This window comes from Pseudogemmobacter humi (assembly GCF_900609055.1).
Lineage (GTDB): Bacteria > Pseudomonadota > Alphaproteobacteria > Rhodobacterales > Rhodobacteraceae > Pseudogemmobacter > Pseudogemmobacter humi.
Map to the genome: position 1 here is coordinate 183,876 of NZ_UXAW01000048.1, position 12,353 is coordinate 196,228.

Annotated in this window: 13 protein-coding genes; 3 read left to right on the top strand and 10 right to left on the bottom strand. The window is 67.1% G+C overall.

Annotated features, from left to right (window positions below):
• Positions 1-47: 47 nt before the first annotated feature.
• From XINFAN_RS05635 to XINFAN_RS05660, 6 genes are all read right to left on the bottom strand, one after another.
• Positions 48-233: a hypothetical protein gene (locus XINFAN_RS05635; RefSeq protein ID WP_233352133.1), complete on the bottom strand. Its 186-nt coding sequence runs from the start codon at positions 231-233 to the stop codon at positions 48-50.
• 178 nt (positions 234-411) lie between these two features.
• A complete protein-coding gene (locus XINFAN_RS05640) occupies positions 412-1,026 on the bottom strand; it encodes a YjbF family lipoprotein (protein WP_160144547.1) in 615 nt (204 codons plus the stop codon).
• Positions 1,017-3,215: a YjbH domain-containing protein gene (locus XINFAN_RS05645; protein ID WP_124085502.1), complete on the bottom strand. Its 2,199-nt coding sequence runs from the start codon at positions 3,213-3,215 to the stop codon at positions 1,017-1,019. Before XINFAN_RS05645 ends, XINFAN_RS05640 begins: the two co-directional genes overlap by 10 nt.
• A gap of 86 nt (positions 3,216-3,301) precedes the next feature.
• On the bottom strand, positions 3,302-5,224 hold the full coding sequence (locus XINFAN_RS05650) for a polysaccharide biosynthesis protein (RefSeq protein WP_124085503.1): 1,923 nt from the start codon (positions 5,222-5,224) through the stop codon (positions 3,302-3,304).
• A gap of 67 nt (positions 5,225-5,291) precedes the next feature.
• Positions 5,292-5,939, bottom strand: a complete 648-nt coding sequence (locus tag XINFAN_RS05655; RefSeq protein WP_124085504.1) for a sugar transferase — start codon at positions 5,937-5,939, stop codon at positions 5,292-5,294.
• Positions 5,936-6,706 carry an NAD-dependent epimerase/dehydratase family protein gene (locus tag XINFAN_RS05660; RefSeq protein WP_124085505.1) on the bottom strand — a complete coding sequence of 257 codons (771 nt, stop codon included), beginning with the start codon at positions 6,704-6,706 and terminating at the stop codon, positions 5,936-5,938. The genes XINFAN_RS05655 and XINFAN_RS05660 overlap by 4 nt, the downstream gene beginning before the upstream one ends.
• 190 nt (positions 6,707-6,896) lie before the next feature.
• Between XINFAN_RS05660 and XINFAN_RS05665 the strand changes: the two genes are divergently transcribed.
• Positions 6,897-8,024, top strand: a complete 1,128-nt coding sequence (locus XINFAN_RS05665; RefSeq protein WP_160144548.1) for a polysaccharide biosynthesis/export family protein — start codon at positions 6,897-6,899, stop codon at positions 8,022-8,024.
• A 3-nt stretch (positions 8,025-8,027) separates the two neighbouring features.
• Here the strand turns inward: XINFAN_RS05665 and XINFAN_RS05670 are convergent, their stop codons facing one another.
• The 4 genes from XINFAN_RS05670 to XINFAN_RS05685 are packed head-to-tail and all read right to left on the bottom strand — an operon-like array spanning position 8,028 to position 10,363.
• Positions 8,028-8,471: a MarR family winged helix-turn-helix transcriptional regulator gene (locus XINFAN_RS05670; protein WP_124085507.1), complete on the bottom strand. Its 444-nt coding sequence runs from the start codon at positions 8,469-8,471 to the stop codon at positions 8,028-8,030.
• Positions 8,468-9,316: a carbon-nitrogen hydrolase family protein gene (locus tag XINFAN_RS05675; protein ID WP_124085508.1), complete on the bottom strand. Its 849-nt coding sequence runs from the start codon at positions 9,314-9,316 to the stop codon at positions 8,468-8,470. Before XINFAN_RS05675 ends, XINFAN_RS05670 begins: the two co-directional genes overlap by 4 nt.
• Positions 9,316-9,573: a glutaredoxin 3 gene (gene grxC, locus XINFAN_RS05680; protein WP_124085509.1), complete on the bottom strand. Its 258-nt coding sequence runs from the start codon at positions 9,571-9,573 to the stop codon at positions 9,316-9,318. Before grxC ends, XINFAN_RS05675 begins: the two co-directional genes overlap by 1 nt.
• Positions 9,574-9,607: 34 nt before the next feature.
• The gene (locus XINFAN_RS05685; protein ID WP_435530850.1) at positions 9,608-10,363 is read right to left on the bottom strand and encodes a ComF family protein; all 756 of its coding nucleotides are present in this window, start codon (positions 10,361-10,363) and stop codon (positions 9,608-9,610) included.
• Positions 10,364-10,402: 39 nt separating this feature from the next.
• Here XINFAN_RS05685 and XINFAN_RS05690 point away from each other — a divergent pair, with 39 nt between their 5' ends.
• Positions 10,403-11,218, top strand: a complete 816-nt coding sequence (locus tag XINFAN_RS05690; protein WP_124085510.1) for a methyltransferase domain-containing protein — start codon at positions 10,403-10,405, stop codon at positions 11,216-11,218.
• Positions 11,219-11,288: 70 nt separating this feature from the next.
• Positions 11,289-12,350: a ferrochelatase gene (gene hemH, locus XINFAN_RS05695; protein ID WP_124085511.1), complete on the top strand. Its 1,062-nt coding sequence runs from the start codon at positions 11,289-11,291 to the stop codon at positions 12,348-12,350.
• Positions 12,351-12,353: the final 3 nt, after the last annotated feature.

A 12,353-nucleotide genomic window follows, 5' to 3' on the forward strand; every position in this document is an offset into this window, starting at 1 on the left:
AGCCGCAGGCTGACCCTTTCAGTTCGCTTTGCCCTGAGGGCAGCGGATCAGCTGTCGCTGCCGCAGGCAACCGCGCAGAGAACCGCAGCACCGATCAGCAGCGGAATCAGAACGCCGCCGCTGGTGCTGGCGCGCTCGGTCACGACGACCGGCTCGACCTCTTCGACGATCACAACCGGGCCGCCGGCGAAAGCAGCCGAACCCATCAGCGAGAGCGCAACTGCCGCAGTCATAACTTTATTCATTTGAACCTCCAGAACCACTCCTTGTACCGGATAGCATTTTTCAACTGCTTCCGAAAGCGAATCTCACGAACTGAGCGGGAAACTGTGGCATTGAGGCAATCGCTTGCCGATTCAGAGGCAGAACGGCGCAACGGATCCGGCCGGAAACATCCGGGCCGGAATACCGTCAGTCGATCACACGTTCGAATTCGATCTGGCCGATACCGGGGCTGACCCATTCGCGCGATTTGCGGATCTTTCCGCCTTCCAGCCAGTAATGATTGGTGATGCGGCCGATCTCGCGCTCGCAGGTTTCGCTCACCTTGCGGGTGTTGTGGCCGCGGCCGAAGATCTCCAGTTGCTCGCCGCCGTCGGTGGTGATCCGGCAGAGGTAATCGCGCCGTCCGGTCTGGTCGTCGTCATCGACGAAGAAATAGGCGCGGCGATGACCGGCACCGGCGGCGATCTGGCCGGCGCCGGGCGCGGCCGAGGACATCAGATCCGCGCCCAGGCCCCGGGTCTCGATCAGCACGTCGTTTCGGAAGGTGAACAGCATCCCGTCGGCCGAGAACCAGTTGACCACATCGCCGCGTCGGTCGCGGATGGTCAGGAAGGTGTCGATCCCGCGCGAGGGCACCCTCAGCCGCATCACCGGCTGGCCGGATTTCGCGATCTCGGCGCGCGAGACCTGGCCGATCGGGGCCAGTTGACCGCCCGCGCGCGGGGTCAGCTTTTCCAGAAAGCCGCAGCCCGCCAGCAGGGCGAGGCAGGTCAGCGCAAGGGTTGCGGATTTCAGCGCCATACGCGGTCCCATTGGTCGTCCACCCGGTCGGAATGGTAGTCGCGGATCAGATCGTAAAGCCTTCCGTCCACATCCACCCGGGCGCCGCCGTCGCGTTGCAGCGGGCGGATGGTCTGGCTGATCTCCTGCCGGGTCGGATTGCCGAGCATCCAGTTCATCGGGATGGTAAGCCGCACGCCCTTGTCGAACGAGCCCTCGCCGAATTCCTGGGCGCTGGCGTCGGTGAAAGAGGCGAAAGCGCCCACTTTCCAGCCATTGGCGAATTCGCGGTCCAGCGTCAGCGTCGCGCCCACGTCGCCCGCCAGATAGCGGCCCACGTCGAGCTGGCCCAGATAGCCGTTGCCGAAATCATACCAGGCCGAAAGATGGCCGGTGACGGCCTCGTGTTCGTAGAAATATTCCGGTCCGCCGCCATCGGGCTCGCGCATGTAGCCGAAGCCGAAACCGCCGTCGACGTTGCGCTGCTTCGTGAAGTTCAGCTCGGCCCCGAGCGCGAGGCGGCTGTTCGCCGGCTTCCACATGATTTCGCCCGAGACGCCGCCGTGCATCCGTTCCAGATAGCCCACGGTGACGCGGCTGTAGATGTTTTCCATCGGATGGGCATACCAGGCCAGCGTGGCGCGTTCGACGGCGAAGGCGCCTTCGCGGTTGTAATCGCGCACGTCGCTGCGCACCGGGGGCAGGCTGCCGCCCTTGTCGATGACGAAAACCTTGTCGAGATTGTCCGCCACCCGCTGATAGACCTGCCCCGAGACGATCCAGCCCGGCGCGATATCGTAGCTGGCCGTGGCGCGGATGCCGATATCGCCGCGCGCGGGGGCGCTGACCCGGTAGCCCGGCATGATCCGCCAGCGGAATTTCGGATAGAGCCCCTCGTCCGGCCCCAGGCTGCCGGGGATCATCCCGCCCGCGTCGCTGTAGGCGATGCGCTCGCGCAGCACGGCGCCGGCGTTCGGGGTATATTCCAGCCGCTCCAGGTCCGAGCGGCGGATGGTGATCTTCGACGCCGCCATGCCGCGCACCACCGGCACGATCTCGAAGGTCTCGACCGAGGCGGGCATGACGTTCGACAAGGCCCGCGCCACCCGGCCCACCGCCTGCGAGGGCGCGTCGATGGTGGAATTGCGGATGCGGATCTGCACCGTCCCGGCGGTATAGGCGAAATCCTCGATCAGGATTCCGTCCTTTTCCAGATACTTGCTCAGGTTCTTGCGCAGCAGGGCGTTGGCGTCGGGTTGCGTCACCCAGCCCTTGTCCCAGGCGTCGGGATTTGCCGCGCGCGAGGGGCGGTGGCCGACCGGCACCGGACCGGAGCCGAGGATGCCGATGGTGCCGGGGCGGCGTTTCGGATCCATGATCAGATGGAAGGAAAGGCCGAATTCCTCGCCGTAAAGCGAATAAGCCCCGATCCGGGCATAGTCGCCCCACTGATATTCGACACCGAAGTTCCAGGGGCTGCCGCGCTCGAAGGTCTGCTTTTCGCCCGATTCCAAGTCATAGGCATCCGAGGAATATTCCGCCTTGACGGTCCAGCGGTCGTTGACCCGGTATTCGAGCCCGCCGAAGGCCGCCGCCGGACCTTTGAACCAGGTATCGGCGTTCAGCTCGCTGCCGGTATCGGTGGCCGGATCGAAACCGGGCGGACGCTCGCCGAAGGGCGCGCCGAAGGAATTGTAGCTGCCGAGCCTTCCCCAGCCCACCCCGCCGGTGACTTTCAGCCGGTCGCCGAAAGTCCTGGTCGCGACCAGATATTCCGCCGAATTCATTCCGGTGCCGAGGAAATCCTGCAACCCGAGCGTGACGGCGGGCATCCAGACGCCTTCTTCCGCCAGCCGGAACCGCAGATCGAAGCTGCGGTCGTTGTAGGACGAATAGACGGAATCCGGGATTAGCGGATCCACTCCCGTCGCTGCGTTCCATTTGCGGGTGTTCTGCAAGCGGAAGCTGCCCGCCATCCAGGGGGTGATCTGGAAGCTGATCGTGGCGCGGGAAACCGGGCCGAAGGCGCTGGTGCTGATCGAGAAGATGCCGTCGGCCATCGTATCGCCCGAGGGCATGTCGATCAGCCCCGGCACGCCGCTGAAACTCAGCGACGGTTTCATTTCCGCGCGCGAAGATTGCGCCGCCGGAAAAAGGAACACCGATGCGCCCAGTGTCGCCAGCAGCAGGCTGCGTCGTTTGCTCGCCAAATGAAGCCCTCCGTTCCCCTCATCTATGCGGGCTGGCCGCGGACCGGGCAAGCCCCGGGCAGGGGATTGAGCGAAATACAGGCGGTTTATGACGAGCGGACGGCAATGGCGGCAAGGGGCAGCACATCCGGCACGCCAAGCGCCACGTCCAGCGCCAGCCGCCGCGCGGCTTCGGCATCGCCGGTGGCCGCGATCCGGCCCAGATGCTGCAGCACCACCGCGATCTCGCAGCCGCCGGTGTCTTCCTCGCTGGCGCGCAGGATCCTGGGGTGCGGGGTCTTCAGCAGCCCGTCGCCGATCAGCAGTTCCTCATGCAGCTTCTCGCCGGGCCGCAGCCCGATCACCTTGATCTCGATATCGCCGCCGGGGTTGTTCCTGTCGCGCAGCGTGTAGCCCGCCGCCTCGATCAGCTGCTGCGCCAGATCGCGGATCCTGACCGGCCTGCCCATGTCCAGCACGAAGACATTCGCCCGGTCGATGCTGGAGGCATCGCTGAACGAGCCCGCCAGCAGCACCAGCCGCGCGGCCTCGGAAAGGGTCATGAAATAGCGCGTCACATCCTCATGCGTCAGGGTGACCGGACCGCCGCGGGCGATCTGCTCTCTGAACAACGGGATGACCGAACCCGAAGAGCCCAGCACATTGCCGAAGCGCACGATCGAGAACTGCGTTCCGGTGTGGCGGTGCGCCATGTCCTGGATCACCAGTTCCGCCATCCGCTTCGAGGCGCCCATCACATTGGTGGGCCGCACCGCCTTGTCGGTGGAGACCAGCAGAAAGCGCTTCACCCCGGCCTCGACGCAGGCATCGGCCAGGGTGCGGGTGCCGAAGACATTGTTCGTCAGCCCGCTGATCGGATTTCCTTCGACCAGCGGCACATGTTTGTAGGCGGCGGCGTGCAGCACCACCTCGACCTCGTGTTCGAGGATGGCCTGGCGCACCGACCGCGCATCCGTGACCGAGCCGAGCACCGGCACCATTTCGGTCAGCCGGGTGCAGGGCATGGCGCGCAGTTCGCGCTCGATTGTGTAGAGCGCGATTTCCGAGATTTCGAACAGCACCAGGCGGCGCGGGGCGCAGGCCACCAGCTGCCGGCACAGTTCGGATCCGACCGAGCCACCGGCGCCGCTGACCATCACCGAGCGGCCCTGATAGGTCTCGCTGCCGTCGGGCAGGCTGACATCCAGCCGGTCGCGGTTGAGGAAATGGCCCGCCGGGACCGATTGCAGCACATCTGCCATCGTCCCGGTCCCGGCAAGCTGCTCGAACGAGGGGACGACCTGCACCTCAAGGCCCAGAGATTGCAGTTGCCGCCCGATCCGCATCTGCCGCGGCGCCGAAACCGAAGGGATCGCCAGGATCACCCGGCTGATTTCGTGATTGCGCACGATATCCTCGATCCGGTCGGGCGAAAGGATGCGCAGCCCGGCCATGCGCTGGCTGTGAAGATGGGGGTCGTCGTCGAGGAAGGCGACCACGCGGATCGTCTCATGCGCCTTGAGCGCAGAGGCGAGCCGCAGCCCGGTGGTGCCCGCGCCGTAGATCAGCACCCGCACCGGCACCTTGTTGTAGCGCAGCGCCGCCAGATAGATCTGCAACAGCAGCACCCGGGCGCCGATCGAGGCCAGAAACAGGATCATCGTGAAGGCCAGCGTTCCCACCACCGGGAAATGCAGCCCCGGCAGGGTGGTGAAGAAGAAGGCCCCCGCGCCCACCAGCGCGGCATAGGGAAAGAGCCCCGCGGTGCCGAAGGTCTGATAGCTTTTCAGCTTGATCCGCATCAACCCTAAGGCGACCGAGGCAAAGCCGCCGAACACCGCCAGCATCGCGAAGACGATGCCGAGCCGCGAAAGCTGCTCGGACGGCCAGGGCGAATTATAGGTGAACATGCAGGCCAGAAGGAAACTCGCCGGAGCCAGCGAGACATCCAGCAGCCAGATTGCAAGTTGCTTGTGCTGGCGGGTCAGGGACTGGGAAACCCGGAACAGCGTCTTGCGGAGGGCGTTCATACTGTCTGCCGGGTTTTACTGGATACTGTTACCGAGAATGCGGTCCTGGCGGGGCGAGTCAAGTGTTTCACGCCTTATCCGGGCGATTGCGGGGCCGGACCGGCCGTTTTTGGCGCACAACCCTGGCGATAGTTTGCGCAAGGATCACCGCATCGAGGCAGACCGAGGCATTGCGCTGGCAGATCAGGTCGAGGCGGGCCTTGCGCGGCACGCAGCGGCGCGCATAGGTGCGGTCGGTTTCGGCGGCATCGCGGCAGGCCGCCAGCAGCCGCTCTTCGTGCCGGTGGAAATGCAGCGTGGCAAGGCCGGTCAGCCCCGGGCGCGACCGCAGCACCCGGCGGTAGAGATCGGGGAAGCGCTCGGTATATTGCCTCAGCGGCGGGCGCGGGCCGACGAAGCTCATATCGCCTTTCAGGATGTTCCAGAGCTGCGGGATCTCGTCGAGGCGGCAGCGGCGCAGGATGCGGCCCTCGGGCGTGACGCGGGCGGTCTTGTCACCGCCCGAGACGCCGGAATCGCCGCCCGACATCGTCATGGTGCGGAATTTCCACAAAGCGAAGGGTTGGTCGACCGTCTTCATCCGCTCGGCGACGTAGAACACCGGGCGACCCGAACGGATCAGGATCCACAGCGCGATCAGCGCCGCAGGCAGCAGCAGAATCACCGCGGCGATCAGTGCCAGCGCCAGATCGAACAGGCGTTTGCCGGGGGTCATGCGGGCAGGTCCTTCAGAGCGGCGAGTTCGGCCATGATCCCCCCGGGGCTGGCCGGGGGCGGCGGGGCGATGGCGTTCAGCCGCGTGGTGTCCAGCACGGCGGCGGGCACCACCGCCGGATTGACCGGCCCCCAGCTCCAGGCCCGGTCTGACGCGCGCAAGAGATCGGCCATGCCGAGCGGCGGCGCTGCCGCGACGTTCAGCACGGCAGGCAGGTCATCCGCGCGCAGGATCAGCGCCGCAAGGCAGCGCGCCAGCGAAACCGGGCCGATCCAGGACCGCAGCGGCCCGGTTTCGCTGCCCGGCACCGGGTCGAGCCGGATCGCCCCCTCGTCCGGGCGGGGGCCGAGCAGCGCATCGGCCCCGGCGACATTGCCGATCCTGAGCACGGTCAGCCCGGGCGCGGCCTCAGCCAGCAGGGATTCGGCTTCGGCCTTCGCGCGGCCATAGGCGTTCGCGGGCGCCGCGGGATCGGTTTCGCGCGCGGGCCGGGCCCCGGGGGCATAGACCGCCGCGGTCGAGGCGAAAAGCAGATGCCGCACCGCATTCGCGCGGCAGGCCGCCAGCAGGGGCGGCACCAGTGCCGTGTTCAGCGCCGGATCGGTGCGGCCGGTCGATCCCGCCAGATGCAGCAGCACCGCGCCCGGCGGCCAGGACGGCGCGGGGCCGGTCAGAATATCCCAGGTCAGATCAGGCTCCGGCCCTCGCCCGGCCCAGAGCGGCGCCAGCCCCGGCGGAGGTGCCGCGCGCCAGATCCGGCGCAGCATCTTTCCGATCCGCCCCCCGGCGCCGGTGACGATGACAGGGATCGCAGACAGGATTACCCCCAGGATTCTTGCTTGTGCCCGGCGCCAGGCGATTGACCGCGACCGGCCACAGATTATGGTCGCCGCGGGCTTGCTGTCCATATACAGGGTGGCGCAGCCGGCTGGGGGGCTGGCGGAACCGGAGTTGCCGATGCGATCCACGACCGTGCTCAAGCTGGCGCTGGCCGCCACTCTTGTCTTTGCTCTGCCCGGCTGCAATGCGCCGCGCGGCGCCGGCAAGGCCAGCGAGATCCTGAAAGGCGCGGATCAGGAGGATGCGGATTTCCAGGTCGTGCAGGTCTCGCGTGAGACGGTGGCGCGGCTGGGCGACTGGCCGGGAATCGGCAGCGGCAGCGGTATATCGGGCTGGATCTCGCGCCAGCGCGGGCCTGCGGGCAATCTGATCGCGGCCGGGGACAAGATCGACCTGACGATCTGGGAAACCGGCGATGTCACGCTGCTCTCGGCGCCGGGGCAGAAGCTGGTGGCGCTGCCGGGGCTGACGGTCTCGCCCGATGGTTCGGTCTATCTGCCTTACGCCGACAAGGTTTACATCGCCAATATGACGGCCGATCAGGCGCGCGAGGCGGTGCAGAAGAAGCTCGATCCGATCATTCCCTCGGCCCAGGTGCTGATCGCGCATCAGCCGGGGCGCAAATCCACCGTCGATCTGGTCAGCGGCGTGCCGCGGCCCGGCGCCTTCCCGATGCCCGACCGCGATTTCACCGTGCTCGGTCTGATCGCCCAGGGCGGCGGCATCCCGCACGATATGGACAATCCGCAGGTGCGGCTGATGCGCGACGGCAAGCTCTACGGCATTTCCGCCGACCGGCTGATGAAAGAGCCCGCGCTCGACACCACGCTGCGTGGCGGCGACAAGGTCTGGGTCGAGGCGGACGAGCGCTATTTCATCGCGCTGGGCGCTTCGGGGCGCGAATCGCAGGTGCGGTTCAGCCAGGACCGGATCACCGCGCTGGAAGCCCTGTCGATGTCGGGCGGGCTGAACGATATCCGCGCCGATGCGAAAGGCGTGCTGATCCTGCGCAACTATCCGGCCTCTGCGCTGAAGGCCGACGGCAGCGGGCCCGGCAAACAACGGGTGATCTTCGCCATCGACCTGACCTCGGCCGACGGGCTGTTCAGCGCCGGCCAGTTCCAGGTGCAGAACAAGGATGTGGTGGTGGTGGCGGAAAGCCCGATCGGCTCGGCGGCCTCGGTTCTGGGGCTGGCGGCGGCGGTGCTGGGGATCGGACGCACCGCGCAGGCGATTTCAGAGTAAGGTTCAGTCCTGTTCCAGCCGCGCGCGCATCTCGCGCAGCACCGGCAGAACCGCGCGCACCCGGTCTGCGCCGAGCGATTCGACCACTTCGGCGATCAGCGGCGTCACCGCCTGGACGGCTGCGTCGCGCGCGGCGCGGCCCGCCGGGCTGATCGCCACGAATTTGCGCCGCGCATCGTCCCAGTCGGGGCGGATATGGATATGGCCGGCCCATTCCAGCCGCGCCAGCGTGTTGGTCATCGCCCCCCGGGTGACGTGGAAGGCACGGGCAAGCTGCGCGGGCGTGCGCTCGTCGCCGATCCGGGCCAGATGGTTCAGCACCGAGAAATGCGACAGTTCCATCCCGCGCGGCAGCACCTTCGAGATGCGGTTGCGGGCAAGCTGATCGGCCATGAACAGCTCGCCGAACAAAGCGACGGCGATGTCGTCGGTGCGGTCCTGGCTCATGCCTCTGGCCCGGTTTCGGGATCGGTGAAATCGCGGTCGTGGCGGATCGAGGGCACCCGGCCGCGCGCGCGGTCCACCTCGGTCAGGTCGATCCCGGCGAAGGTGACGCCGGGTTCCGTGCCGCCGTCGGCGATCACCTCGCCCCAGGGCGCGATGGCCAGCGAATGGCCCCAGGTGCGACGGCCGCGGCCATGGCTCTCGGCATGGAAGCCGGTCTGCGCCGGGGCGAGGACGAAACAGCCGTTCTCGATCGCGCGGGCGCGCAGCAGGGTCTCCCAATGCGCGCGGCCGGTGGTGTCGTTGAAGGCGGCGGGCACGGTCAGGATCTGAGCGCCCGCCTGCGCGAGGCGGCGGAACAGATGCGGAAAGCGCAGGTCGTAGCAGACCGCCATGCCGATCCGGCCAAGGGGCGTGTCGGCGACCACCGCCTGGCGGCCGGGCCGGTAGGCGGCGCTTTCGCGGTAGACCTCGGTTTCCGTCACGTTCACGTCGAACATATGGATCTTGTCGTAGCGCGCGAGGATGCCGCCGTCCGGCCCGATCAGGAACGAGCGGTTGGCGAAACGCCCGTCCGCGTCATGGGTCAGGAGGCCGAGCGAGCCGATCAGCAGATGCTTCCCCGCCTCCTTCGCCGCCTGGCGCAGGGCGGCGAGGGTGATGTCCTCTTCCTCATGCCGGTAGATCGTCCGCTGGTGGTCGCGGCTTGAGGACAGGCAATTGGTCATCTCGGGCGTCAGGATGAAATCGGCGCCGCCCGCGACGGCCTCGCGGATCATCCCGAGCGCCGCGGCCAGGTTGGCCGCGGGATCGTCCGAGACGTTCATCTGGATCAGCGCCGCCCGCATCAGTCGGCCAGCAGGGCGTCGAGCCTGCCCTCATGGTCCAGGAGATGAAGATCGTCGCTGCCGCCGACATGCCGGTCGCCGATGAAGATCTGCGGCACGGTGCGCCGCCCGCCTGCACGGTTGGTCATGGCAAGGCGCAGATCCGGGTCGCGGCTCACGTCGATTTCGGTGAAATTCACGCCCTTTTTCGTCAAAAGCCGTTTTGCCGCATGGCAATAGGGGCAGGTGGGGGTGGTGTAGATCTCGACTTTCGGCATGGTGATCCCTTTGTTCGGTGCGAACTATAGGGATTTAAGCCTCCTTCGCAACGCGCGCGAGGGCGAGCACGGAAACCTGACCGGCACCGGCCGCAAGGCAGGCCGCGGTGGCGGCGGCGAGCGTGGCGCCCGAGGTCATCACATCGTCCACGATCAGCAGCGGACGACCGCTGATCCGCGCGGCATGGCGCGGATGGATGCGGAAGGCACCCGTCACCGCCCGGTGGCGCTCGTCACGCGAGCGGCCCTCCTGGCTGCCGGTGTGGCGGCTGCGGATCAGCGCATCGGGGCAATGCGCCAGCCCCGTGGCCTTCGCCAGCGCCTGCGATAGCAGCGCGGCCTGATTGTATTGGCGGCGAAACAGCCGCCACCAGTGCAGCGGCACCGGCAGGATCAGCGTATCCGGCGTCACCAGCGGCGCGGCGACGCGGGCGAGCCAGCGGCCCATCGGCCAGGCCAGATCCATCCGGTCGCCGTGTTTCAACGCCATCACCAGCCTGCGCCCGTTGTCGCGATACAGCATCGCCGCGCGCCCCGCCGCCCAGGGCCGGGGATTCTGGTGGCAATCCTCGCATAGCGCGGTTTCCTCGTCGTCGCCCGCAGGCACCGGCTGGCCGCAAGCCGCGCAGGCGGCGCCCGCGATAAAGGGCGTCTCGCGCCAGCAGGGGCCGCACAGGCCGAAATCCGAGCCGACCAGCGTGCCGCAGCTCAGGCATTGCGGCGGATAGACCGCGCGGACCAGTGCCCCCATCGGCGCGGCGGCGGTGGAAAGCGCGCGGCCTATCCGCATCTCTTGCATCCGCGCGCGCGCGCCCTATGGTCCGCTTCCATGTCCGCCCCCGTCCTGACCGACCGCAACGCCCTTGCCCTCCACCGTGCCCGCGCGGCGCGCGGGCCTGCCTTCTTTCTGCTGGAAGAGGCGGCTTACGAGATTCAGGAAAGACTCGCCTCGGTTAACAGAACCTTTACGGCGCCGGTCCTGGTGGGCGGTTTTCATGATTTCTGGCGCGGCGCGCTGCCGCAGGCGCGTCTGATCACTGACGCGCCTGTGCTGGATCTGGAACCTGGCGCGCAGGATGCGGTGATCCATGCCATGGCTTTGCACTGGGCCGACGATCCGGTCGGCCAGATGGTCCAGGCCTTCCGGGCGCTGAAGCCCGACGGATTGTTCCTCGCGCTTCTGTTCGGCGGCCAGACCCTGCATGAATTGCGCGCGAGCCTTGCCGAGGCCGAGGCGGAAATCACCGGCGGCCTCTCGCCCAGGGTGCTGCCGATGGCCGAGATCCGCGATCTGGGCGGGCTGTTGCAGCGCGCCGGTTTCGCGCTGCCGGTGGCCGACAGCTTCACCCGCACCGTGGCCTACCGCGATCTGTTCCATCTGATCAGCGACCTGCGCGCCATGGGCGAGACCAATGCGCTGGCCTCGCGCCTGCGCCGGCCGACCCGGCGCGCGGTCTTTCTGCGCGCGGCCGAGATCTATGCGCAGAACTTCCCGGCGGAAGGTGGCCGGATCCGGGCCACGTTCGAGGTGATCTGTCTGACCGGCTGGACCCCGCATGAAAGCCAGCAAAAACCGCTGCGCCCCGGATCGGCCGCCGCGCGGCTGTCGGACGCGCTGAATGCGACGGAACACCGCCTGCCCTGAGCGGTCCGGCCGCTTGACCCGGCCGATCCAGGCTATATCTCGGGCATGTCACCATGAAAGGGAGCCGGAGATGAGCGAAGCACAAAGGCGCGAGACCGCCAGCGACGAAATCCCCGCCGGTCACCCCGTTCCGGGCCGCAGCGCGCCCGTTGGTGTGCTGCTGGCGAATCTCGGCACACCCGACGGCTATGATTACTGGTCGATGCGGCGCTATCTGAACGAATTTCTCTCGGACAAGAGGGTGATCGACTATCCGTCCTGGAAATGGCAACCGATCCTGCAAACCGTGATCCTCGGCAAAAGGCCGTTCTCGTCAGGCGCGAATTACAAGCTGATCTGGAACGAAGAGCTGAATGAATCGCCGCTGATGACGATCACCAAAGCGCAGACCGCGGCGATCGGCGCGGCGCTGACGGAAAGGTTCGGCGACCGGGTGATGGTCGATTTCTGCATGCGCTATGGCAACCCCTCGACCGAATCCGTGCTGCGCCGGATGATCGACGCCGGTTGCCGCCGCATCGTCTTTCTGCCGCTTTATCCGCAATATGCCGGGGCGACGGTGGCAACGGCGAACGATCAGATCTTCCGTGCGCTGATGAAGGAAAAGCGCCAGCCCAGCCTGCGGGTGGTGCCGGAATATTTCGACCATCCGCTGTATATCCAGGCGCTGGCGGGCTCGGTGCGGCGCGCGTACGAGGCGCTGGACCAGCGGCCGGATGTGCTGGTCGCCAGCTATCACGGCATGCCGAAGCGCTATGTCGAAGAGGGCGACCCCTATTACTGCCAGTGCCGCAAGACCACGCGGCTGTTGCGCGAAAGCCTCGGCTGGAATGAGGCCGATATCGACACCAGCTTCCAGTCGGTCTTCGGCCCCGAGGAATGGCTGCGGCCCTATACGGTCGAACATGTCGCCGAACTGGCGAAACAAGGGAAAAAGCGCATCGCGGTGATCGCGCCGGCCTTCTCGGCCGATTGCATCGAGACGCTGGAGGAGATCCAGGGCGAGATCCAGGAGGCGTTTCTGCACGCCGGGGGCGAGAGTTTCACCTATATCCCCTGCCTGAACGACGATCCCGCCCATATCGCGGCGCTGACCGAGGTTCTGTCGGACAACCTGGCAGGCTGGCTCTGACCG